This is a genomic window from Bacillus sp. SIMBA_074 (assembly GCF_046534555.1).
GTDB classification, from domain to species: domain Bacteria; phylum Bacillota; class Bacilli; order Bacillales; family Bacillaceae_G; genus Bacillus_A; species Bacillus_A mycoides.
The window spans coordinates 276,707-302,666 of record NZ_JAWRYM010000001.1; the positions used below are offsets into that span (position 1 = coordinate 276,707).

Annotated in this window: 24 protein-coding genes and 1 pseudogene; all 25 read right to left on the reverse strand. The window is 35.1% G+C overall.

The annotated features are described in order from the left end of the window. Positions 1-8: 8 nt before the first annotated feature. Positions 9-2,948, reverse strand: a complete 2,940-nt coding sequence (gene fdhF / locus SB773_RS01415) for a formate dehydrogenase subunit alpha (protein WP_410588249.1) — start codon at positions 2,946-2,948, stop codon at positions 9-11. Then, on the reverse strand, positions 2,917-3,108 hold the full coding sequence (locus SB773_RS01420) for a hypothetical protein (protein WP_002158491.1): 192 nt from the start codon (positions 3,106-3,108) through the stop codon (positions 2,917-2,919). The genes fdhF and SB773_RS01420 overlap by 32 nt, the downstream gene beginning before the upstream one ends. Positions 3,109-3,212: 104 nt before the next feature. Then, entirely contained in the window at positions 3,213-3,989 is a 777-nt protein-coding gene (locus SB773_RS01425) for a TerC family protein (protein ID WP_410588251.1), read from the reverse strand. 156 nt (positions 3,990-4,145) lie between these two features. Next, the gene (locus tag SB773_RS01430) at positions 4,146-6,881 is read right to left on the reverse strand and encodes an EAL domain-containing protein (protein WP_410588253.1); all 2,736 of its coding nucleotides are present in this window, start codon (positions 6,879-6,881) and stop codon (positions 4,146-4,148) included. A gap of 544 nt (positions 6,882-7,425) precedes the next feature. Next, on the reverse strand, positions 7,426-8,661 hold the full coding sequence (locus SB773_RS01435; protein WP_410588255.1) for an N-acetylmuramoyl-L-alanine amidase: 1,236 nt from the start codon (positions 8,659-8,661) through the stop codon (positions 7,426-7,428). A 448-nt stretch (positions 8,662-9,109) separates the two neighbouring features. Next, a pseudogene (locus SB773_RS01440) lies at positions 9,110-9,339 on the reverse strand (Ger(x)C family spore germination protein); the annotation flags it as partial. Between the two features lie 92 nt (positions 9,340-9,431). Next, positions 9,432-10,379 carry a DNA-binding domain-containing protein gene (locus tag SB773_RS01445; protein ID WP_061688890.1) on the reverse strand — a complete coding sequence of 316 codons (948 nt, stop codon included), beginning with the start codon at positions 10,377-10,379 and terminating at the stop codon, positions 9,432-9,434. Positions 10,380-11,064: 685 nt separating this feature from the next. Then, a complete protein-coding gene (locus SB773_RS01450; RefSeq protein ID WP_410588257.1) occupies positions 11,065-11,973 on the reverse strand; it encodes a chemotaxis protein in 909 nt (302 codons plus the stop codon). Between the two features lie 141 nt (positions 11,974-12,114). Next, entirely contained in the window at positions 12,115-12,600 is a 486-nt protein-coding gene (locus tag SB773_RS01455) for a hypothetical protein (protein WP_002012030.1), read from the reverse strand. Between the two features lie 389 nt (positions 12,601-12,989). Continuing rightward, entirely contained in the window at positions 12,990-13,325 is a 336-nt protein-coding gene (locus SB773_RS01460) for a DUF3964 family protein (protein ID WP_002030948.1), read from the reverse strand. 49 nt (positions 13,326-13,374) lie between these two features. Then, the gene (locus tag SB773_RS01465; protein ID WP_002126594.1) at positions 13,375-14,598 is read right to left on the reverse strand and encodes a flagellar hook protein FlgE; all 1,224 of its coding nucleotides are present in this window, start codon (positions 14,596-14,598) and stop codon (positions 13,375-13,377) included. A 16-nt stretch (positions 14,599-14,614) separates the two neighbouring features. Further along, entirely contained in the window at positions 14,615-15,193 is a 579-nt protein-coding gene (locus SB773_RS01470; RefSeq protein WP_215576935.1) for a flagellar hook assembly protein FlgD, read from the reverse strand. A 3-nt stretch (positions 15,194-15,196) separates the two neighbouring features. After that, positions 15,197-16,306: a flagellar hook-length control protein FliK gene (locus tag SB773_RS01475; RefSeq protein WP_410588260.1), complete on the reverse strand. Its 1,110-nt coding sequence runs from the start codon at positions 16,304-16,306 to the stop codon at positions 15,197-15,199. A 10-nt stretch (positions 16,307-16,316) separates the two neighbouring features. Further along, the gene (locus SB773_RS01480; RefSeq protein ID WP_002012036.1) at positions 16,317-16,727 is read right to left on the reverse strand and encodes a hypothetical protein; all 411 of its coding nucleotides are present in this window, start codon (positions 16,725-16,727) and stop codon (positions 16,317-16,319) included. A gap of 115 nt (positions 16,728-16,842) precedes the next feature. Then, positions 16,843-18,147, reverse strand: coding sequence for a flagellar protein export ATPase FliI (gene fliI / locus SB773_RS01485; protein ID WP_002126588.1), 1,305 nt, complete (start codon positions 18,145-18,147; stop codon positions 16,843-16,845). Then, positions 18,144-18,830, reverse strand: coding sequence for a FliH/SctL family protein (locus tag SB773_RS01490; protein WP_033706611.1), 687 nt, complete (start codon positions 18,828-18,830; stop codon positions 18,144-18,146). Before SB773_RS01490 ends, fliI begins: the two co-directional genes overlap by 4 nt. Next, complete coding sequence (fliG, locus tag SB773_RS01495) at positions 18,817-19,821, reverse strand: flagellar motor switch protein FliG (protein ID WP_002030936.1); 1,005 nt, start codon at positions 19,819-19,821, stop codon at positions 18,817-18,819. Before fliG ends, SB773_RS01490 begins: the two co-directional genes overlap by 14 nt. A gap of 13 nt (positions 19,822-19,834) precedes the next feature. Next, positions 19,835-21,415, reverse strand: coding sequence for a flagellar basal-body MS-ring/collar protein FliF (gene fliF / locus SB773_RS01500; protein WP_088292844.1), 1,581 nt, complete (start codon positions 21,413-21,415; stop codon positions 19,835-19,837). Positions 21,416-21,437: 22 nt separating this feature from the next. Further along, entirely contained in the window at positions 21,438-21,737 is a 300-nt protein-coding gene (fliE, locus tag SB773_RS01505; protein WP_002064631.1) for a flagellar hook-basal body complex protein FliE, read from the reverse strand. A gap of 17 nt (positions 21,738-21,754) precedes the next feature. Beyond that, the gene (gene flgC, locus SB773_RS01510; RefSeq protein ID WP_410588264.1) at positions 21,755-22,168 is read right to left on the reverse strand and encodes a flagellar basal body rod protein FlgC; all 414 of its coding nucleotides are present in this window, start codon (positions 22,166-22,168) and stop codon (positions 21,755-21,757) included. Between the two features lie 20 nt (positions 22,169-22,188). After that, positions 22,189-22,674: a flagellar basal body rod protein FlgB gene (gene flgB, locus SB773_RS01515; protein WP_002012047.1), complete on the reverse strand. Its 486-nt coding sequence runs from the start codon at positions 22,672-22,674 to the stop codon at positions 22,189-22,191. 344 nt (positions 22,675-23,018) lie between these two features. Further along, a complete protein-coding gene (locus SB773_RS01520) occupies positions 23,019-23,291 on the reverse strand; it encodes a hypothetical protein (RefSeq protein ID WP_002126578.1) in 273 nt (90 codons plus the stop codon). Further along, positions 23,281-23,649: a flagellar export chaperone FliS gene (locus tag SB773_RS01525; RefSeq protein ID WP_002012050.1), complete on the reverse strand. Its 369-nt coding sequence runs from the start codon at positions 23,647-23,649 to the stop codon at positions 23,281-23,283. Before SB773_RS01525 ends, SB773_RS01520 begins: the two co-directional genes overlap by 11 nt. Positions 23,650-23,671: 22 nt before the next feature. Continuing rightward, positions 23,672-25,051, reverse strand: coding sequence for a flagellar hook-associated protein 2 (locus SB773_RS01530; protein ID WP_002030929.1), 1,380 nt, complete (start codon positions 25,049-25,051; stop codon positions 23,672-23,674). Positions 25,052-25,070: 19 nt separating this feature from the next. Next, positions 25,071-25,934 carry a flagellar hook-associated protein 3 gene (locus SB773_RS01535; RefSeq protein WP_410588268.1) on the reverse strand — a complete coding sequence of 288 codons (864 nt, stop codon included), beginning with the start codon at positions 25,932-25,934 and terminating at the stop codon, positions 25,071-25,073. Positions 25,935-25,960 lie beyond the last annotated feature (26 nt).

The following is a 25,960-nucleotide window of genomic DNA, read 5'->3' on the forward strand; positions in this document are numbered from 1 at the left end:
TCTCCCCCTTAGTTATCCGTTAAATGTACGTATCCTGGACGAGCCCACTTACGATTTACCTCAATACCGTTTTGAGGATGACGCTTTTTATTACGCGGGTTCGTTTTTGGCATCGGATTTTCGCCATCAACTTCTAACACTTCCATACGTACTTTCGTTTGCTTATATGCCGGCGTGTTTGTACGCAAGTCAACGGCAGGGCCTGTTAAGAAATTAATTGCCGATTCTTTATCCGTCGAGTTCATCGGTAAATACAGTTCATTCGCTTTTACACGATCCGTTACAAGTGCACGTAATTTAAGTGCTCCGAATGGAGAAACAAGGCGTACTAACGAACCAGTTTTCACTCCGCGTTCCCTTGCAAGTTCTGGAGAAACTTCGACGAAAACACCTGGTACTTTCGATTGAATACCAGTTGATTTATTTGTCATGTTCCCTTCATGGAAATGTTCAAGCATACGGCCGTTATTAATGTGAAGATCGTATTCTGCTGGGAATGCAGCAGGACGTACCCAATCAGCTATCGCAAAACGAGCTTTTTTGTCCGGGAAGTTAAATCCATCTTTAAATAGAAGCGGCGTATTCGTTCCATCAAAACTTCCCCAGTGGAAACTGTTCCACCCTTCAAGCACTTCATAGTTTGCGTGTGCGAATAGTGGTGATAAGCTTGCCATTTCAGCAAAGATTTCACTTGGATGATTATAATTCCAGTTTGCGCCTAACTTATTAGCAATTGCCTGCACGATCCACCAGTCTGGTTTCGCATCTCCTAGCGTTGGAAGCACTTGATATAATCTTTGTACACGACGCTCTGTATTTGTAAAAGTACCTTCTTTCTCAAGAGATGGCGCTGCTGGTAATACTACATCAGCGTATTGAGCTGTTTTAGAAAGGAACACATCTTGAACGACAAAGAATTCAAGGCTTGATAACACTTCATGTACGTGATTTGCGTTAGAGTCTACAAGAGCCATATCTTCTCCAACAAGATACATAGCTTTCATTTTCCCTTCATCAATTGCGTGAAGCATTTCAATGTTATTAAGACCTGGTTTGTTATCAATTTTTACTCCGTAAGCTATTTCAAATTTCGCACGTTCTACATCGTCAGTAACGTGCTGATATCCTGGAAGCCAGCCTGGAAGTGTTCCCATATCACAAGCACCTTGTACGTTATTATGACCTCGAAGCGGGTATGCTCCAGCACCTGGACGACGATAGTTTCCTGTTGCAAGAAGTAAGTTTGAAATCGCAGCGGAAGTATCTGAACCACCAGTATTTTGCGTTACGCCCATTCCCCAAAGGATACACGTACCATCTGCATCACGAATCATTTCAGCCATTGTAACGAGAGTTTCTGTTGAAATACCTGTAATCTCTTCTGCATATTCAAGCGTATATTCCGCGAGACTATCTTTGAAATCATCAAAGAAGTTTACATTCTCATCGATGAACTGCTGATCGTGCCAACCTTGATCAATCATATATTTCGTAACAGCCATTAACCAAACTTGGTCTGTTCCTTGCTTTGGACTAATAAAGATATCCGAACGCTCTGCCATTTCAGTTTTACGAAGATCTGCAACAATTAGTTTTTGACCGTGAAGTTTATGCGCACGTTTCACACGAGTTGCTAATACTGGGTGACCTTCTGTTGGATTACAACCGACGATAATAACAAGACCCGATTGTGCGATATCTTTAATCGTCCCTGCATCTCCGCCCATACCAATTGTACGGAACAATCCATCTGTCGCTGGTGATTGACAATAACGTGAGCAGTTATCAACGTTATTCGTTTCGAACACTTGACGCGTTAATTTTTGAATAACATAATTATCTTCATTCGTAATTTTAGAAGAAGAAATAAAGCCGATAGAGCCTTTACCGTACTCTTCTTTAATAGAGCCCAATTTATTCGCCACTACATGAAGCGCTTCTTCCCAAGTCGATTCAACGAACACTCCATTTTTACGAATTAAAGGTTTCGTAAGTCGTTTTTCAGAATTAACGAAATCCCAACCGAATTTTCCTTTTACACAAGTAGAAATTGCATTAACTGGTGCCTCAGAAGTTGGTTGCACCTTTAAAATTTTGCGCCCTTTCGTCCATACTTCAAATGAACAACCTACACCACAAAACGTACATACTGTTTTCGTCTTCTTCGTACGAGTGTCACGCATCGCAGCTTCTACTTCTGACACAGCGAAAATACCGCTATATCCAGGTTCAACCTCTTTAATAAGATCGACCATAGGTTCAAGAATATCCGGCTTCAGCCCAGTCATAAATCCAGCTTCACCAAGCATCGATTTCTCCATTAAAGCATTACAAGGACAAATCGTTACACATTGACCGCAGCTTACACATGAAGAATCGTTAATATCTACTCCTTCATCCCAAATAACACGTGGGCGCTCTGCCTCCCAATCAATAGACAACGTTTCATTAACTTGTAAGTTTTGACACACCTCTACACATTGACCGCACGCGATACATTGATTCGGATCATAGCGATAAAATGGATGAGACATATCAACTTCGCTTGCATCAACTTTTGGCTCATAAGGATATTTTTGATGCTCAATTTCCATTAATTCTGCCGTATTATGCAGTTTACAATTCCCGTTATTGTTGTCACAAACCGTACAGTAAAGTAAATGATTTTCTAGTAAACGGTCCATCGCCTCATGTTGTGCTGCCTTCGCACTAGTAGAGGACAGCTCAATATTCATACCGCTCGTCACTACAGTAGAACAGGATCGCACAAGCTTTCCGTTAACTTCTACAATACAAGTATCACACGTTTGAATAGGATCCACTTCCGGCACGTAACAAATTTGTGGATGTTCAATTCCGTTCTCATTAATAATGCCCAGTATAGTTGAACCAGGCTCAGCATTATACTCTTTGCCGTTAATTGTAATATGAACCATGCTGTCGTTCATGGTTACTCCCCCTTTTTGAGAATAAAAAAACTCCACCACGAAAATATACGCACCACATTTTTGGCACGTTATCATCATGGTGGAGTAGTTTATTAGCACATCTTGCTAAAATACCAATCCATTTATTCATAAATAAAATGATAGATTCATAACAGGTCATATCACGATTCCATCTTTAACACTGTAATTATAGCGTTAAATCGAAAAATACACAATATAATTATCATTACAAAGGACAAAGCACATAATGCTCTGACCTTTGTATTACATTTTAGGATTATTCTGAGATGACTTACTTCCCGGTGCAAACCAACCAATTAGTGCGATGGCAACTAATACTCCGTAGAAGATTAAAGTCCAAGTTGTACTGTGTGGAAAATCATGATCTAAAATACCTATATCCTCATGGGCAAGTGTAATTACAGCAAGTTTGACGCCGACCCAGGCAACAATTGCATATGCCGTTGTTTCCAGTGCCGGACGTTTCTCCAGTAATTGTACAAACCAAGTTGCCGCAAATTTAATTAAAATAAGTCCGGCAATTCCTCCGAGAAGTACAACTATGAACTGTCCTCCATCCATACCACCGAAATCTTCTAGCGGTGAATCCGGAAGACCGAGGGCAAGAGCGACTGCGGCTAATATTGAATCAATCGCAAAGGCAAGGTCAGCTAATGCAATCTTTCCTACTGTGAACCAGTAGCTTTTTCCTGCTGCTTCCTTTTCATCTTCCTTGTTAATATTTTGATTATTTTTTCCGAATTGCGCCTGAATGACATGCTTTAATCCTAAGTAAAGAAGATAAGCTGCTCCTATCGCCTGTATTTGCCAAACATTTGCAATAAATGATATAGCAAAAAGGGCTGCGAATCGAAAAACAAAGGCCATAATAATTCCATAATTTATAGCTCTTTTTTTCTCTTCTTCGGGTAAATGCTTGGCTATAACTGCTAGTACAAGGGCATTGTCAGCCGATAACAATCCTTCTAATCCGATTAAAATTAACAATGCCCAAGCATACTCTAGCCATATTGAATCCATCCGCTTCTCTCCTTTCTAAAACTAAAATCAGATAAGGTCTTTGCTCATTAGAATTTCCTATTAAGCCAAATTAAATGCTAAAACATTTTGACAGTTACTTTGCTGTCCTCTATTTGTTATAATTTCAACAAAAAACAAATCTAGATTGTGGTTTTCTTAGAAAAGGTGACGCGACATTGTGCTTAAAAACTTGATGAATTCATCTTCACTGACAGGTTTACTGTAGTAATAGCCCTGAATTAGATAACATGCATTACGTTGTAACACTGTTAATTGTTCCTTCGTTTCCACCCCTTCTGCGATCACTTTCATGTTTAAAGTATGCGCTAGTGAAATAATGGTATGAATAATTTCATTTCCATCAGTAGAATTTCCGATCCTATTAACAAATTCTCTTGGAATTTTTAAGGTATCAATTGGATACAAAGGGAGATATGCTAATGAAGAATACCCTGTACCAAAATCGTCAATTGATAAATGTACACCATATGATTTTAATACTTTTAACTTCGATAAGGTTTCTTTTTCATCTACCATTGCTATTCTCTCTGTTAATTCTAAATCAATCGAATTAGCAGGTACCCCTACTTCTTCTATGGTAGATATGATTGCTTGAACAAAATCTTTCTGTTCAAACTCTATAGCTGATAAATTTATCCCCATTTTTAGATTTGCATAGCCTGCAGAATGCCACTTTTTCAGTTGTCGACACGCTTCCTGTAACGTCCATTTCCCAATTGGAATAATTTGCGACGTTTCTTCCGCGATAGGTATAAATTCAAAAGGAGAAATAAGTCCCAGTTCTGGATGTTGCCAACGAATTAAAGCCTCTGCACCAATAACCATACCAGTCTTACTGTCAACTTGTGGTTGATATAATAAAAACAACTCATTATTTTCTAATGCCTTCGGTAAATCCTGTTCTAATCGTAATCGTCTTGTTATTTTTTTTGATAATGTCTCGTCATACATGCAAACAGCATTATTACCTTTTTCCTTTGCACTATACATAGCAATATCAGCATGTTGTAAAAGTGTAGTAGTATTTATTCCTCCAAACGGATACACCGCTATTCCTATACTAAGAGATAAATAAAAACTATGTTGATTAACTACAAATGGTTCTTCAGTTATACGAAATAGAGTTTCACACAAATCCAATAGCTGTTGCTCTGTGTGGTTATGGACTATGATCGCAAACTCATCTCCCCCTATTCTCGCTAGAGGAATAGCCGGTGACAGACATGTCCTAAAACGTTTAGCAACTTCTTTTAAAACACTGTCACCAATTGAATGTCCCAGTGTATCGTTAATGGTTTTAAAACGATTTAAATCTATATACAAGAGTCCAAATTCACCCTGCGTTTTTCGTGCACGCTCAATGGATTTTTCTAATTCTTTTTGGAAGAATATTCGATTTCCAATCTCCGTCACTGTATCATGGAATGCTAGATAGTTTATCTCATCTTTTTGTTTCTTCATTCTCGTAATGTCTTTTACCATTACATAACTCCCAAAAGTTTGTCCTTCTATCATAATAGGAACAATGGTGACGTACCAAAAATGAATGTCCTTCTCATTATTATTTTTCACACGTAATTGTAACGAAGCCGAACTGCATCGTTTCCCTTCCTGTAGAGCTGCTTCCAATTCAGATCTATCTTCGTCTAAAAAAATCGAGAAGCACTCTTTACCTATTAATTCATCACTGTTTTTTCCTAATAACATACTTCCAGCCTGGTTTATATTTAACACAGTACCATTTGAATTAATCGTTAAAATAGGATCTGGATGATACTCATATAATGACTTAAATCTCTCTTGATTTTTGACCAAGTCATTGGATTTGTTTATTAAATCTTCTGTTCTTTGAGATACTTTTTGTTCTAATTGATTATTAAACACTTTTAACATTTCGGTTAAATCGCTGTTTTGCATTCGTACGATAGTATGACGAATCAGCACAAATACAAATGCAATACAATTCCCAGTAATAAGTGTAGCCGAGGAAGTTTGCTCTTTTAAAGTAAAGCCAATTAATACCGCAACTGCAAGATAAGGAAATATAACAAGAAGTTTCTTCCCAAATGTGGGATCGATAATGAAATAATTCCTTCTAGAAGATGCATTCTTTGAGATCGAAGCAGCAATAGCGATAAATAAAAGGAAAACTCTATACAAACACCTTAATAATATAAGTGAACGATCTGACAAATCATCTTGTAAGTAAAAATACAAGTAGTCCGTAATAGCCAATCCAGTTAATACGAGAATAAAAATAAATAATTTACTTTTCGCATTAAAAATAGCTGGTCGAAAGATTAGACTAACTCCTAATAAAAGAAGTAATAAATCTATAATCGGAAAAATAAATGAGAGAAAAACATCTCCAATTGATAAGAATAAGATATTTGCAGAAGGTTTATTAAACAGGTACCACTCTAATGTAAAAATGGCAGTAACAACAATACATAAATCACAAATTAAATACGCTTTTTCCCACTTGTTACATTCCATAATGATTTTATAAAAGAATGCAAAGAGAAAGAAGAATAAGAAAAACAACAAAAACACATCAGAGATATTAAAATTTTGTATCGGCAATTCTACATTAAGTACTTGAAAAGCGGATATAAAATTCCCGATCAAGAAACACCCTATTGCAATAGTAATGCAAACCCAGAATACTCCTAACTTAATTTTTCCGGATAATATAGAATAAAGTAATGAGATAAATACAGTAGTTTCAACAACTAAGGATGATAGTCGGATATTAAAATCTGATACAAAATAATGATTCGGAAAAACAAATAAAAATATAAAACAAAAGCTTATATAGAATATTAGAGCTATTGTTAATAAGATAAATTGCAAATGTGAATGTTTAAGCAATATATTCACCTTCTTAAGTCTTTCATCATTTTTTCAAAAATTTGTTTCTAATTATTATTCATATTATGGCCATTTCAAAAGATTTCTTTCAAAATAAGCAGCCTTACATTATACCTGTAAATATTTAACAATTCCATAACAGGAATTACAAAAAAATATGAACAGCTATGTCCTTAACATTATCAATTATTGTTATACGAACTATTTATTTAACAAGTTTATTTAATAGCTAATGAGTTCAAAGAATGTTTTCTTTGAACTCATTGTATACTGCCCATCTGAATCATATAACTTAACTATTTTTAAATTAAAATTTCACGTAAAAATAATGAATGTAGGTGTATGCCCCTATCTATTTATCTTTTTTTCTTCATAACTTCTATAGTATTCATTAAGTACGCTAACTTAAACACCGACTTATTTATAATCCTTAATAAGTCGGCGCCAGTATACACTATAAAACTAAAACACATTACAAATAACAAAATTATACTTTAGCAATTTATAAATTACTTATTCCTAGAATTACTAAATTCCCTTTTACTTATTTCAACCTATATTCAGATACATTATTTCCTTTCCATTCATAATAATCTAAAATCCCTTCATAAATGGCTTGTGCTGCAATCTGTCTACCGTTTGCCGTAGATAGTTTACTGTAATCGATACCATTATCTATAAAAGCCAGTTCCGTTAACACAGCTGGCATGCCGTTTTCTCTTATAACATGAAGATCTCCATGTTTAACGCCTCTATCACGTGTTTGAAGGGCCTCTACTAAACGTGCTTGGATTTTTTCCGCTAACACATGACTTTCTTCCACATGAGGATTTGTTTTTTCGGATTCAGAAGATTTATAGTAGTATGTTTCTGTCCCTTTTGCATTACCATTAAAAGCATTTGCATGAATGCTTATAAAGATATCCCCCTCATTTTGCTTAGCAAATTTAACACGTTCCTGTAAAGAGCTTTTTTGGTCATGTCCAGGTCTAGTATCAGATTCACGAGTTAGTAAAACTGTAAATGGTGTATGTTTTTCGAGCAATTGTTGTAGGCGTAAGGAAGTGTCTAATACGATTTTACTTTCAGGCAATCCTTTTGTGGACTTTCCGGGATCTGCACCACCATGTCCAGGATCAATAATGATTGTTTTACTTTCTAAAGGGTTTTTCGGACTGTATTGAAGGGTATCTGTTTTGGCAGTAAGTTGTGCGGCTTCTGCACGTGTTATGAAATTATTTGGTTGCCAACCATTATCAGTACCAACAGAAATCTTTAAATCAATTAAAATATTGGCAAATTTTTCACCCCAATGTCCTTTTAAATCATCAAATTTACTTTGCCCATTACTATTTGTTCTACCTTGTAGCTTATATGCATTTACTAACATTGTTGCCATTGCAGCACGAGTAACTTTTCCAGAAGGATTAAATATTCCATTTCCTTCACCTTTAATTATTCCTGCTTTTTCAGCAGCAGCAATATACGGCGTTCCCCAGTGGTTTTGTGAATCTGTAAAAGATGGTTTTGCATTTAAGTCAATATGTATACCAAGGGCCTTTGTCATAATTGTTGCCGCAGAAGCCCTATCTAATGTATCACTTGAACCAAAAGTTCCATCTGGATAACCACTCAATACTTTTTTATCAACTAAATAATTAACGGATTTGTCAGCCCATGCAGGAACATCTGAGAATTTATGAGTATTTGCAAATGCACTAGATGAGTAGGATAGTAGACTTCCAGCAAGAATTCCTGTAGCAATTAATTTTTTCTTCAAAATTTAGCACCTCTAAAAAATTATTACAAGTTGGTAAATATATCATTTATAGTTAATCTTTAAATAATACGACCTAGAATAAAGAATAGATTAAATACATATTATCCATATATTAAAGATGTCAAATACAAATCGAACTATTATTCCGAAAAGAATCCTGAGACATACACTTATAGATAGAAACTATTAAATATATTCACCAACGTCGTGTAACCAGTATAGTTACTTATATGTACGAGTGTCAATTAAAAAAACCTTACATTTTTGTAAGATAACCATGTTAATTATGTAGTAAGTAATTATTATATAATGTGAATAATTACTCGGTATAATAAAATAATAATCTTATATTTTAAACAAATATTGGTTATTTTGGTAGGCAAATAACTTATAACAGCCACTTTTTTGGCTATGCTTTGGAATCCTACTTTACTCTTCAATTCTCCGTATTAAAAGTTTGTTGATGAAATGTAATAACAACTGTACGATTATACAGCTTATTCACCTCAATTAAATCAGTTAAATATTGAGGAAGAGTCGGTTTATCTTTAAAATCATTATGTATTAAGCCCTTTCACAGTGACAATACGCATATTCCCAGTATTTTTCGGATCACAATACTACAAAGTAAGACCTAGTTCCTTCCTTTTGTACAAATTTTTGATTTACTAAAATTAATTATAACTTTTCCTCTGCCCGAAATGATTCCATACAAAACAAAAGGGAAATACATAGTGTATATGTATTTCCCTTTTGTTTTGTACCCATTTTTATTGTGGTACGGTCATAACTTGACCGCTACTATCAACCATAATTTTCATTTTTCCGTCTTGAGCGTTATATAATCCTAGCTTATGTAAATCTTGTTTGCACTCTTTTACGAAGAAAGGTAACGTACGAATTTGATCGATATCAGAGCTCGTAATGAAATGAATTAAATGATGCGTCATTTCTTTAATATCATGTACAAGGTCTTCCTTCTCTCGCTTTAACCTATCATTTTCAGTTCGTAATGAATGTACTTCACCTTCAAGACCTCGAGCATTCTTTTCTTCTTTCGAACGCTCTGCAGCCATGCTAGAAAGCTTATAGATTCCCTCCATAAACTGATGTAATTCATGCTCTTTCTTTTCACGGGATTGACTAATTGTTTCAAAATTATCAACGATACCTGATATAACTGTTACGAGATTTTTTTCGTCCTCTTCACTTCGGAAATCTTCTTTTACTTCCTGTTTTCTTTCTTGTTTCGCCTCAACAAATATATCCTTGACTGGTGTATATTTGCGTTTTCGGCCTGGCTTTTGTTTTTCAATATTTTCAAACGGAATTTCTTGTTTTTTTAATTTATAATACGTGTTCTGTAATTGACTTTCCGTTTTTGGAAATAAATTCAGTTCATTTTTACTAACATATTTTGAAATATTTGCGATATTTAAGCCTTGACGCTGACAAAATTGATATACTTCATATAGTAGTTCTAGTTCAGACTTCAACCATGTAATTCCTGATTTTTCATATACTCGCATACCGCCATTTTTTTCTATATCTATTTGAAATAATACCATTCTATTATATAAATCGATAAGCTCTTCATACTTTATTCGGAATTGTTTCTCTATTTTTTTAAATTCCGCCTCTAATTTCATATCGTTCGTTTTATTATTTGACATGTTTTGTAAAAGACTTAATACGTTGATTGCTGTGTGGTGATACATACTCTGTGTCACTGCCCCTCATCCTTTCACAATTCTCATCTGACTCCCATGTCTTTTAAGAAAATAGAAATTTCCACATATCCATATTATAACATTTCAAAATTATCTGTCAAATAATTAACATACAAAAAGGTATAAAAAGTATGTAAATAATAGAAAATATTTTTTAAGAAAATATTAAAAAAATCTAACAAGATGCTATATCAATAAAATGTATTTAATTATATTATATGGTATTTTTAATATAATTTCACCGAAAAATTTTGCGCTATCACGAAATATTACTAACACAATCCAAAGATACATTCTCTTATATTTTCAAATGAAAAAAGCCTACTACTTATTAAGTAAACCAAACAATAACCCTTAAATAAAAACAGCTAAATTCACGAAAGAGACTATTAATACATACAGTCATAAACACTCCAGAAGCGTTTGATTTTTCTGCCTGTACAAAGCATAGAATACTAAAAAGGAACTAACCAGTACTATACATGGCTAGTTCCTCTATTCCAACTAAAAAAATGTGTTTTAAACCGGTTCTTCAAACCCGCACTCGGAGGCTCACTTCTTTCACTTACCTACAACCACTCCATATCTCTGGTCTTACATCGCATGGAGAACTATTAGGCACTGACCGCTTACTCACTTGGCTAGTTCCTCTATTCCAGCTAAATAGAAGATTTTAAAGCACTAACTTATCAACTAAACCAATTAACTCTTGAATATCAGGCTTACTCACTTGAGCATTCGCTCCAACCGCCTCACCTTTATGGAACAACTCATTTGTAATTAATGAAGAGAAAATAATGACTGGTAATTGATTCATTACTTCACTATCTTTAATTACTTTCGTTAAATGGTGTCCATCCATTTTCGGCATTTCAATATCTGTAATAAGCAGGTGAATATGTTCATACATTTTTTCACCTTGCTCTTTTGCTAATTTTTCAATTTGAGCTAACGCTTCTGCACCATTGCTGAAGAAGTTCATTTTCGTATATCCAGCTGATGATAATGTTTCTTCTAGTATTTGACGAAGCATCGCTGAATCTTCTGCAATATAAATAACTTTTTCAGCTCGATCTGTTTTTTCCTCTAATCCTGCAAGTGATTTATTGTCATAACCAGTACCGCTAATTTCACATACAATTTTTTCATAATCTAATAGTAAAATGATTTTCCCATCTAGTTTTACAATACCAGATGTCGTTTCTTCTAGTCCCATAGATAATGAAGCTGGTTCATCAATTTGTTCCCATGAAATACGTTGAATACGATGCACTTCATCAACACGGAAAATAACTTTCATTTGGTTTAATTCTGAAATGATAAATTTCGTTTGATCAAGTGGTTTTATAGATTTTAAATTAAGAGCCGTTGCTAAGTTAATAACAGGTAAAATTTCACCACGTACTTGAACAACACCTTCAACTGCATGATGAGATTCTGGCACAGTTGTAACAGGGAATGGATTAATAATTTCACGCACTTTCATTACATTAATACTAAATAAATTTTCACCAACAGTGTACGTTACGATTTCTAATTCGTTTGTTCCGCTTTCTAATAAAATACTTTGTGCTTGTGACATAAAGGTGTCGCTCCCCTTCCATTAATTCCGTATATCTAATTATTAAGCTTTATTAAAACCGAAAAGTCAACTACCTATATGAAAAATATAGATAGTTGAGTGATTCTCACAGTTTTAAAGTAGAAATACTACCGGTAAAACTTAATCTTGTATAAACGAAGCAAGTGCCTCTAGTAACACTTCTTGTGCTCCTACAATTTCTGTCGGCATCGCTTCCCATTTTTTCGAAAGTTCCGTTTCCACTCTTATTCTTAGCTCCGGATTCATTTCTTCTAGCACGTATTCTTTCGTTGCTATATCAACATCAAGTAGCGCAAGTGCATATAACTCCGGATCGTTTATTTTTTTAAATACTTGTTTCAATACCGCCGGTGCTATATGTTTTAACTTTTCAATGTGAATTTCCTTATCAGAAAATAGTAACTCATATTGAATATACGTAACATTTTCTTTAATAACTTTAAAATAGCAATTATTTTTTTTATCATTTACAAAATAACCGTTCGGATCTGCAATAATACTCTCTACTTGACGTATTAAATTAGGTAAACTACTCGCCGCCATTACAGTACGTTGCTCAATCTCACTTGGCGAAATGAATGTAACGCGATACTTATTCTGCGCCATCCTCCTCACCTCTCCTTTTATATAAACTTAGTCTAATTGTACAATATAGCACAACTATCTTAAATTAATCTAACTCTATTTCAAATCATTGCTCCTAGAATCAGAGAAATCCTCTCTCCAAAAAGTGAAGAGGCACCACCTAAACACTTGGATTACAGCCTCTCCAACTACCTTAGAACTACTCCATATCTCTACAACATGCGAGCCACTCATAAGCACTGTCGCTACTACAATCCGGTGAGCCTACCAATCTCATTCATGGCTCCCAGCCTCTTCAACTAACCTAGAACCACTCCATATCTCTGGTATTACAACATGCGAGACACTCCATATGCACTGACCGCTACTAAACATCGCTGGGCCCTCTCTCAAAACCTAAAAGAAAGCTTTTAAGCCCCTTTCAACAACTCAATGTTATTGAACCAAAAAGCAAGCTGCTGATCCGTAATATCCGGCAACATAACGAAAAACTCACGGCACTTCATCTCATCTTTAAACAGTTGATACTTCCAAACACCACTACTACCAATACTTACGAAGTAAAACTCGTGTATACGGCCAATGATTGCTTGTTTTTCACCAAACGAATATGGAGGCACTTGTTTGATTTCAAATTGATCTGGTAAATATACATGCTCTTCTCGTTCTATTTTTAACATTTGCTCAGCAAGCTCACGTTTATTTTCGAAAAAAGGCAATTGTAAAATTCGCTCTTGTCTTGTCATACGAATATAAAACCCTTCCTACTACGTTACAATTTTTCTTTACGATTTATTATCGAATTAAGTTCACAACTTCATTTAATACTTCATCTGAAATTTTGATTACTTTCGCATTTCCTTGGAATCCGCGTTGGTATAACATTAAATCAACGAATTCTACAGATAAATCTACGTTTGCACCTTCTTGTGCACTACCGCGTACTTTTCCTGCACCATTTTGACCAGATACACCCATTGCTAAAATACCAGTTGTATTTGTCGCTGTGTAGTTACCATTACCATTTTTCATTAAGCCGCCTTCATTCGGGAACATCGCAACAGCTAATTGACCCGCAGCTTTCATACTTCCATCAGAATATTTTACCATCACATATCCACCGTCAGCAATAAAGCAATCTTTAACAGTCGCTGCTGCTCTACCATCTACGTCTGTTACTGCTAATGTTTTCTCTGTCGGATGATTTGTTAATTTACTAAAATCTAAATTTACTGTTCCGCCATTAAATGGAATAGACGCTCCAGGGTTTTGCTGATTTGGCTTTCCTACCGCATCGAATGTTACATCACCGCCTGCGCCTTGAACCTCTTTAAACTCTGTTTCTTTTTTCGAGTCGTTACGCATATGTACTGTATATTTATAATTATGTTCACTAGTTTGTGTAAATTCTACACGCATTGTCCATGTATTACCGGCATCATCGTATGCAGGCAATTCTTGCGTAATCTGTTTTGCATCGGCTGGAATATTCCCTCCAACGACTCCTTTTGACGTTCGAATACCACCGATTGCTGATCCCATTGGAATTTGCAACGGTCCTGGAATACCAGATAAATCAACTTCACCAGTTGCTGCATTTGCAGGATATGCAAATACATATTGCCCTTCTGTATTCGTAATATAGTAATCTGAAGATATTCCAAATGTACCTTTACGCGTAAATTCCGTGTTGCCGCCTTTTGAATCGCCAACCACGAAGAAACCATTACCTTCCATTGCTGCTTGTGTTTTACCACCAGTTAGCGTAATTGTACCATCGCTATAATCCGTAACTGTTCCGCTCATTTTCACACCGTTACCGATACTTTTCGGGTTAGTCCCTGCGTATTTATCGTCGCCTTTTGAACCAATTGAATTGTTATACAGTAAATCATCAAACATTGCTTTTTGTTTTTTATAACCAACTGTTTGTGCATTGGCAATATTATTTGAAGTTACACTTAATGCATTTTGTGTTGCATTCATCCCTGTAATACTTGTATATAACGCTTTAATCATAACGTATGTACACTCCTTATGAATTTGTAGTTTTTACTTCTTCAGTTACTTTTTGATCGTCTTTCTTTGCATCTTCTGGATTCGTTTCTCCAATCGGTTTATCAGACACTCTTTCAACGAAACGAAGAGACACTACTTTATTATCAATAACGAGCTGTACTTCGTTATTTTCTGCAAGGCGAACTGTCTCTACTTGACCAGTTACTTTTTTACCGTCACCGTCAACACCTCTTACATACTTCCCTAAAAACTTCATTCCACCATCAAGCGCTGTCGAATGCATCGTCGTTCTTAAAGAGTCAACTGCTTTTGTCATATTCTGTACTTGTTCCATAAGAGATAACTGCGCTGTCTGATTCATCATTTGATTCATATCCATCGCATTAAATGGATCTTGGTGCTGGAAACTTGATAAAAATAATTTTAAAAAATCATCTTTCCCCATTACACCAGGAGTCTTTTGCTCTCCTGCTGAAACTCCATTTGTTTGTTGAACTGGCGATTGTACACCGTTAACAGGTACATTACTTTTTTGCGCTCCTGCTTGTAACGGAATATGATTTGTACTCGTTGTATTTAATCCAACTGTTGGCACGCTTTATTCCTCCAATAATCCCGCAAATTCTTTTGACTGTTGTTTCTCATGTTTCGTATTTGCTAATTTTTGTTTTTGCCTTTGCTCTTGTTCTCGCTGTTCTTTACGTTGTTCATCTTTTTCTGAATAACTTATTTGAATATTAATTTCTTTTTCTTTTAATTTCAGCTTCAATTCGTCAAAAATGATTTCAACACGCTTTTTCGCATCGTGTTTTTCCATTTCTACATGGACTTCAATTTGATCTCCATGCTTTTTCATAAATACAGTTAATGAACCAAGTTTCTCTGGATTTAGCTGGAATAAAACACGTTCTTGTTTCACTACAAACTTTTGCAGAGCCTCTACTTGTGCTTCCATTTTCTTGCCTAAGTCAGGTAATGTAACCTTCTCAGCTCCACTATTTTGTTTTCCTATTTGGTCAGTACCCGTTGCTTTATTTAATAACTCAGCTCCGGCCGAACTTGAGTCATTTAACTGATCGACTTTTGGTAACTCTACCTTCACATCATCGCTCTCTGCTTTCGGGAGTTCTATTTCCTTAGACTCCTCTTGTTTCTTTGCAATATTACAAGTTTCTGATTCTACGACTTTTAATACTTGCAACGTCTGCTCTGGCATCGTCACCTTGTCTAGCGCCATTTGCATTGTATCTTCTAAACATATGGCATTTTTAATATTCATGTTAGAAAAAAGCTCTTGTAATTGCTGTAATTCAGCTGCGGGCAATTCGTTCAGTTTAATATTTCCGTATTCTTTATATAACGCCTGTAATTTTTGTATGTATTGATATAACAATTCTGGCTGCACACGCAATTGCTCAATTGCAACCATCTGCTCAGATACAGCTAACAATAACTGTTCTGTCTCTTTCTTTTCTTCTTTCTTTACAATCGGCTCTTCTTTCGTTACCGTTTTTTTTGCGAGAATATATTCTTTCTTCTCTTCTTCTGGTGCTTCTTCTCGTTTCGTTTTCTCCGTTTTCGGCTGTTTTTTATTTTCAATTCTCATTGTATTATCGAATGAAGAATTTTCATTTTTCGATTGTACTTCTAGCCCTTTTTCTTTTTGCGGAGGTAAACTTTGCTGCACCGGTAATACAAACTGTATCACTACATCCACCTCATCCGTTCATACACATTTTTAAATCAAGAAGCATTTTTTCTTCCAGCTTTTCTTTTACTTTCGCAAGCTTCTTACAATCTTCTTCATACATTTCATCAATGACACGTTCTTTTTCTTTTATTTGCTCTAAAAAGCTTTCATTTTTTTGAATAAAACCTTCTGTTTTTTTAATTTTTCGATTCCATTCTTCTATTCTTTCAGGTGAAAATGTATGTGATGAAAGCATACCAGCCATAATACGTTGTCCCGTTTGTACAACCTTATTGCGTGATTTCACAACATATAGATCATATTCTTTTTTTTGTTCTATTTTTCTTTTTTCAGCTGTTAGTTCGTACACTTCTTTCAAGATATGTTCTTTCTCTTGATTAATCTGCAATTTAATCGTGTCGTACTGCTGCTTATCCACCCGTTTTCATAGCCCCTTCCTATTATAACGTTACCTTTTTCTATTATATAGTTTTTTCACAAAAAAATCTGTGAAATATTAAAATCAAAAAAATAAGACCTCAAAGGGCGAGATCTTATACAATATGGTGCATCGCTTGGACAACATCTTCAAACTGAAAACTATCCGTTCGACCTTGTTTTAAAAACGTATTTATAGCTTCTACTTTATTTTTACATTCAAAAATATAAGCATTTTCTTCATTCTCTTGAATTGTTCCAAGTTTAAAATACAATTCATTCTCTTTATAAATAGATAGAATTTTTCTCATTTCATTTGCAAGTTGCCAATGATTCGGCGATACGATTTCTTCCATAATCCTACTTACCGAATCTAATACCGAAATGGCAGGGTAATGACTAAGAGTTGCGAGCTCACGTTTTAATACAATATGTCCATCTAAAATACCACGAGCTAAATCTGGTACAGGACCATTTAAATCATCACCATCAACTAACACTGTATAAATACCTGTTATTGACCCTTTTTGCGTTTTTCCTGATCGTTCTAATAACTTTTTCATATAACTTTCCATTAACAGTGTTTTACCACCGATCGGTAATTCCTTTACCGCAATATCAACACTTCGGCGTGCATCAGCAAAACGAGTAACAGAATCCATCATAAGTAATACGTTATTACCTTGGTCACGGAAATATTCAGCAATAGATGTTGCAAGCTTAGCCGCACGAAGTTGCATAAGGTGACTTTCATCTGACGTTGCTACAACAACGACACTTTTTTTCATACCTTCTTCGCCTAATTCTTTTCGAATAAAGTCTTTTACTTCTCGGCCACGTTCTCCTACTAAACTAATAACGTTAATATCAGCTTTTGCGTTTTTCGCAATCATTCCAAGCAAGGTAGATTTACCAACACCCGATCCTGCGAAAATACCAATCTTTTGACCAATCCCAATCGTTAACATGGAATCAATCGATTTAATTCCCGTTTCAAATACATCTGTAATTTCTTCACGCTCAAATGCATGAATCGGCGGTGCATCTAATTTTATTTTTTGTAGTGGAATGTTTTCAGTGTTCTCATTTAACACTTCACCATTCGCACTTAACACTTTCCCAAGTAAATGATTACCACGAGGTACAACAACATCTTCTTCAATTAATGTAACTGCATCTCCGTAACATACTTTTTCTGTCTGTCCAAATGGAAGTAGCATATTATTTTCTTTTTCAATCGCAATTACTTCACATAAGACACTATGTTCTCCAACGAGACAAACATCTCCAATCTTTGCTTTCGGACCTTTCGCTACAAAAAACTGCTCTTGTACACTATGAACTTTGCCAACTTTCGTATAAAACGGTGTTTCAATAAATGTATTCCATTTATTATGTTCATTCATTAGCTCGTTGTTCATACATTTTGCTCCTCAAACAACTTCTCTTCTTCCCACTTATGACGAAGCTTCGCAAATATAGGCGCAAATTTAAACTCAAAAAACTCTTTCTCTTCTTCCAGAACAAATTCGCCAAACTGTAAAGAAAAATCATACTTCCATTCTACTAATTGTAGTAGCCAATACTCTTTCGTATTTTCTTTCTCTTCTTGTATACGTTCAAATGTTTCTGGATGAACCGTTATAATTAATTTTTCAAATGAAGTAGGCAATGTTTGCACGATGCCTGTTAAAATCGGCAAAACGTCTAATAAGCGCGAATCTACCGCTTGATTCACTACTTTTTCTGCTAACTGAAAAGATTGATTCCATAATAACTCTGTCCATTCGTATGCTGTTTCTTGTTGTTCTTTTTGAAACTGTATACGCGCTGCTTCCATCTGTTCCATTTGTTCATGAATATGCATTTGAAACTGTTCTTTATCTTGCAACAACTGCTGACGCTCTCGTTCTAGCATTTGCTGCTGCTGCCTTAGCTGATTCATTTCAATATGTAATGCATCTTGCTGTGCAAGAAGTTCTGCATGATCCACTTGTATCTCTTCTTCAATGTGAACTGATACTGGTTTCGGAAATTGTAATTCATACGTTTCTTCAGAAAAAGAAACAGAATTCTTCGGAATTCTGTTTTTAAATAAGGACATCATCTTCACCTCTTTGAACGATAATTCTTCCTTCTTTTTCTAACTTTTTCACTGTACCTGTAATCGTTTGTTGTGCTTTTTCAGCATCCGTCATCTTAAGCGGTCCTAAGCCATCTAACTCTTCAAGAATCATCTCTCTACGGTTTGAAGACATACATGTAAATAGTTTCTCTTTAATTTCTTCTTTTGCAATTTTAAGTGCTTTCGCGATAACACCGTTATCTGTAATTTCCTCTAATACACGGCGAAGCGCAAGATCCTCAAGACCAAGTAAGTCTTCAAAGACAAACATATTTTCTTTAATTTTCTCAGATAACGCATAATCGACTTCATCCAGCTTTTGAAAGACTGTTTTTTCAACACCTCGTGAAACATTATTTAAAATGTTCACTATTGTTTTCAATCCATCTGTTTTATTAATAGCACTAAATGCCATATTATTTAATTTTGCTTTTAATAACTCACCAATTTGATTAATTAATTCACCATCTACTTGTTCAAGCTTTGCAATACCCATTACCGTCTCTACACGTTTATGATCTGGTAATCTCTCAATTAATTGAGAAGCAAGTTGCGGCTTAATATAAGAAGCAATAATCGCTATCGTTTGTGGCGATTCATCATTAAGCACTGTAAGAAGTGGTTCTAAATCTGTAAGTGAATTTAAGAATTCAAATGGATTATCTTTGTTATACCAAAGGTCTTCCAATAATTTTTCCAACTCGTCTTCTGGCATATTTTTAAATATACGACGAATGTATTCTTTATCTGGAGTTACTAAATTCAACTCTTTTACATTTAGTTCGTACAAAAACTCCCCTAGTACATTTTCTAACGTTTCTGGTTTATATACACGAAACTTCGCGATTTCGCGAAGTAACACTTCTTTTTCCTCAGCCGTCATATATTCAATGACTTTTGCTGCCACCTCTTCGTTTAATGTACGAATGAGGATGGCAGCTTTCTCTTTGGAGGAGATTTCATCTAACATTGTTTTTCCTCCCTTACTGTCCGTTTAACCATTTTTTAATTACTTTTGCAGTACCTTCTACATGCTCTTTCGTAGCTTCCTGCACTTGATCATCTAATGTAGGTTCTGATGGTTCTACCGGTTCTGGTTCTGGCTTTGGCTCTGGTACTATTTTTTCTTCAGGAATTTCAAAAATACTTTCACTACTAGCAGCAACTTCCTCTTCTGCTAAGTATTCTTCATATTCCTCTTCTTCTTTCTTTTTCTTACGTCTTGCTAAGAAGAACCATACTAGGCCAATTAGTGCTAGCAAGCCAGCTGTAATTCCACCGAATAACCACCAGTTCATACCACCTTTTTCTGGCTCTTTCTCTTTTTCAACTTTCGGCTGGTCGAACTGAACAGTTACAACGTTAACTTGACCGTTTGTAAAGTTTCCATTCGGATCAACTTGAAGCCCAGCTGCTGTTCCAATCGCTTCTTTAAATGTTGTCATATCAATTTTTCGTTTTACTAACGTATCGTTATCTACCCATACAACAACATTTGTTTTTGTTAATTCCGGATGTTTCTTAATTGTTTCAACTGTTTTATCTATTTCATAGTTTTCAATTTTGTTACCATTTTTATTATCGTAGACAACTTTACCGTTTTGATTATTGTTCGTACCGTAGTTCGGCACTTCACCGTTCGCTGTAATACCCGCACCTTGCTTCGTATCTGCTCCTTCTTGCGCAGTAGAGCTTTCCTCTTGCTCTTGTTTACTGCGAAGTACACCTTTATCGCCATATTTTTCTGACTGACGTGTAACTTCATCGTAGTTTACAGACACTTTCGTATTCACTTTATATTCATTTGATTTAAACATCGTCATTAACGTTGCGTCAATATCTTGCTTTAATTTACCTTCAATTTGATGCTGCATCTCTACTTCTTTTTCATAAGAAGAGGAACTGTTAGAATGCGCTTCATCTGCTCCTTTTGAGATGATACCTTTTTTACTATCAATAACACTTACTTCTTCTGCTTTCACGCCAGGAACTGCCGCACTAATCATTTGCTGTATACCAGCAACTTGATCAGCTGTTAATAATTGTCCACGCTTCACACCAACAGTAATCGCCGCTGTTCCTTTTGCTTTTTCTTCATCAAAAATTGTTTCTTTTTCAGGTAATGTAATTTGCACATTTGCCGTTTCAACTGTCGCGAAGTTTCGTACAATATCTTGCTCCAATTGCTTTTTCGTGCCGACAATCTGCTTCATTTTCTTATCTTGTTCACTTGAACCGAGTGAGCTTTCTAATAGAATTTCCTCACCGCTTTTTGAATTAAACGGCAAGCCCATTCCATTCATTTCTTTTCGAACCCATGGAGCATCATTCTTTTGCACTCGAATCGAACCATCGGCTGCTAATTGGTAATCAACACCTAGCTTCGATAATTCTGCTGTAATCTCTTGCTTATCTGTATCATTTAAATTTTGATATACAACAACATATTTATCTGGCAAGGTGAAGTATAAAAGTGCTCCTGTTGCAATCGCTAAAAGCGCAGCACCAATCACTAACTTATGCCACGTTTTCAACGATTGGAAAACATTTTTTATCTTTTCCATTTAAATACACCCGTCCATTTTCCTAAATTTGCATATTAATTAGTGACTTATAATTTTCAATAAGATTATCACGTACGAGAGCAGCTGTTTTCATTTGTGATTCAGCTTTCTTCTGCTGAATTAAAACGTCATGCGTTTCTCCTACCCCTTTTGTCAGTAAATCATATACTGCTGTTTGGGCATTATTTTGCGTTTGATTCATATCTTCCAATAAATCAATAAACTTTTTGCCTTCAACTACAGATGTTTCTGAAGTTTTCTGTGTGCCAATCGGCTGAATCGCTCCAAATGGCTGTGTATTTAACATTGGTTGAATTTTCATATTTCCCCTCTTCCCCCTTATCCTCGGCCGATTTCTAAATCTTTATCGAGCATTTTTTTGTTCGCATTTAATACGCTTGTATTTGCTTCATACATTTTTTGAGCAACCATTACATTCGTCATCTCAGCTGTCACATCAATGTTCGGATAACGTACATATCCTTCTTCATTTGCATGCGGATGCGTCGGATCATACACAAGATTTTCATTTCGATCCGTTTCAATACTTTTTATTTTCACTCCGTTAGTAGGAGCTCCTTCTAGCATGCTTGCAAAACTATTATTTGATTCCAACACCACACTTCGGCGGTGATACGGCTCTGCGCCCGGTGCTCCCGTCGTATTTGCATTTACGATATTGTTAGAAGTAACTTCCATCCATTTTCTCGCTGTAGTTAGCCCTGAGCCACTTGCATTAATTGCCTGAAACATCGTTGTCTCCCCTTTTACTATTAACGTCCACGTGCTGCTTGGTTAATAGCGTATTGCGTATTAATTGCATTAATTGAAACACCGTATAATTGGTTTGTTTTCATTAAATCTAGCATTTCTGTCGTTACATCAACACTGTTTCCATCTTTATTCGTTTGCATTGATTTCGTTTGAATCTTTGCGTATGTATTTTTCGTATTTGCTGTCGGTAAGTGCATTACATTCGTTTGATATAAATCTGGATTACTCTTTAAATCCGCAGCATTTTTTTTATATAATGCACTGCTCATATTCATTTGCTCAGCAAATGTTACATCTTGTGCTTTATAGCCAGGTGTATTCGCATTTGCAATATTACTAGAAACGGTATTTCGCTTCGTTACTAAATAGTTCATATAATGACTTACATCACTAACTAAATCTGGCATATTCCACACCCTTCCTTTTCCATCATGCTCGTTTAGCGCATGATCATCCACTGATGGAAGTTTCACTTTATTATTCATTTTCCTATATGTATTTATTTATTAAAATATTATCTATTTTGTACCCTTACATATTTTATTCCATTTTTCCATTGTTGTCTTTAGAAAAATACAAAAATATAAAAAAGAATATAAAAAACTGTATACGCGTAGTAATCCATGTAACATTTTGATATATAAACAATAAAAAAAGAGCCTCCATACACTTCTCTCCATAAAATAAAGACATCTTATTTTTCATTGTTTGGATTATTACCATTCTTTTTATTACAGTCATAAAGTGAAACCTCAATCAGCGGAACGCCTTATTCAAACAATGGAATGGATCCCCTTTTAAAAGTGGTATCCATTTCCATATTTCCCCATTAAAATTTACCGTAAAACGAATTCGCTTTCATTCGTCCATCATTTGTCATAATCATTTCTTCCAAAATCTTTTGCTTATCTCGAATATGCTGTGCTGCCTTAATTATTAATGGACTCACTTCCGCTGCAACATCTGCGCGCGTCTTTTCATCCAAGGTCATCATCCAGCGATTTAACATAGCACTTTTCTCAGCAAATTCTTCATCTGACACTTGCAATTCACCGATTTCATTAAAACAGCCGACAAACGCTCGATAAATATCATTGTTCATTTTCGAGTGCTCCGCGGTAACCGTCTATTAAATCTTGTAACACTTGTACAATCGCATCCATGTCTTTTGCTTCACGCGTTACTTTCATCGTCTGAATTTGAATGCTAATCCAATCGTATAAACCGAATAGACTATCATATAAATCTTTCGTAATCTCAGGATTTAATTGAAGCTTTAACTCTTCAAAAATACGTTCTAATTTTTCAAGAAGCGCATCTCCTTCTTGTAGTTTAAAAGTATTTAAAAGCTCTTCTAAATTACGAAACTCAACGATACATCTTTCATAAATAAAAATTGTATTTTTAATTGGATTACTTGTCATAATATCATTTTGCATATAGCGTTGCCATGCTTGCATACGATCACTTCCTCAACTTTCATTAATCATCACTTTTTTGTTTTGTCATTGCTTTAATTGTTTTTAGTTGGCTATCTAGCGCCGCTAATGTACTTTCTAGCTTTTGATACTTCTTCACAATCTCATCTTGTTTTTGCAGATTTTGTGTTTCAATATCTTTAATCTTTTTATCTAAATCACTTACACGTGAATCAATGTTTTTTACACGCTCTCCGACTACACCTTTATCACCAAATAGTTTATCAAGTGGTTCTTCCATCATCTTCCCTAAACCGTTAGAACCAAAGAAAAATTGCTTCGCTGCATCCGGCTTGTCTTTTAACGCTTGTGTTAATTTTTCATCATTAACTTCCATCGTCCCGTCTTGCTTTAATTGGATACCAAATGAGAATAAATAATTACCGTCTTGAGAAAATGTTACGACGTTATTCATCGCTTGACGTACACTTTGCATAATGGCTTGACCTTGGAAGGCTCCACCTTTTCCAGCAAAAATATCTATTGTAGAAACAGCTTTATTATAATCAGCTACCATTTTTTTAATAATATTTGATGCGTCTGTTACGTTTGAGTCACTTACTGTAAACTTCAGATCTATACCTTTTGCTTTTGGATCTGTTGTTGTACCTGCATCTGGTGTTCCTTCTGCTTTCGGCTCAGTTACTTTTACCAATTCAATTTTCACGCCCGGAAGAGCTTCAATTGTATTGGTAAAACTTTCAGCTTCAATACCATTAATACTATATTTGGCATTTTGCGCTTCATTAATTGTATTGACTGCTGTCCCATCCGCCTTAGCTAAACCAATATCTTGAAACAGTGTAGATGTGTTCCCCTTAAAATTAATTTCTCCATCTGTTCCTTCTTTTTTCGAGGACATAAAGATTTTATCTCCAAGTGTATAAGCCGATACACCATAATCTCCGTCATTAATTTTGTTAATTAAATCTTTATATGTCATATCAGTTGTTACTTTTAGTTCTTTACCGCCTAGTTGTAATGTTTCATCTTTAGGAAGCTTCGCATTTATATCAGCAATCTTATTAGAGGCTATTTGATGACGTTGTGCAAGCTGTGTAATCGTCATATTAAAAGTTCCTGCAATCGCTCCACCATCAGCTTTTACATTAATATAACCGTCTTGTGATGTTGTTACCTTTTTCTCATTTCCTTTAAAAGCTGCTAAGTTTTTAAAAGTCTGTGTAAAAGAACTAAATTCTGATTTTAAACTTGTGTATAATAGTTTATCTTGTGAAAGTTGGTTCTTTTCATTAGTATATGGTGTTTTTCTCATATCTAACGCTTGCATTTCTAATTCTACAAAGTTAGAAGTATCGATCATATTATTTCCGAGGTTCCAAATCTGTTGTCTACCACCAATACCTGTTAACGTCCCTGCCATATTTCTCACTCCTTATTGTTTACATGTAATCTAAAATGCTCGTTTTACTCATCGTACTAACTGCTTTAAGCGTTGCTTCATAAGTTGCATTAATATAAGCTAGGTCAGAAATTGCTACCGCTAAATCAACATCTTCAATTTCTTTACGATTTTCTTGAAGCGCTAAATTTTGCTCGCTTAAAATTGTTTTAAACGTCTCCATCGTGTTCATAGTTGAACCCACTTCAGTTGTACGGTTAATGACGCTATCTAAGTTTTTCTTATTTTCTCCTAATAACGGTTGCAAAGCTTTTTGATCACCGTTATTCAGTGCTTCACTCATCTGTTTTAACGTTTTTATAACTGGGGATAATAATTCTTCTCCGTTACGAAATGCTTTTAATTGATAACCGTCATTTAGTTGCCAGTTCACATCATTTTTTCCACCTTGATACGTACCATCTTCTGTAAATGGAGCTTGTTCAGCACTATCCCCACCGAAAATATAACGGCCTTGCTCTTTCGTATTCGCTAAATATACAACTTGTTTTAAAATTTGATCAATCTCTGCACCGATTGCCTTCAATTCTTTTTCACTATTCGTCCCATTTAGCGCTTGTACTGTTAATTGATCCGCTCTTGTTAAAGATTTAAAAACACCTTGTAATGTATTTTCAGTTTGTGTTAATACATTTTTCGAATCCGCTAAATCTTTTTGCATTTGTTCAATATTTGCTAACGAATGCTGAATCGCAAATGATTTACTTGCCGCAAGTGGGTCTTCGCTCATAAAAAGATTTTTCTTACCTGAAGTTACTTGATTTCGATGATAGTGCTGTTGCACATTCAAATCCATCATCTGATTCTTTGCCCAGTTTGCATTTTGAAATGTAGATACTCTCATCTTTACCTTCTCCTTTATCTATATTT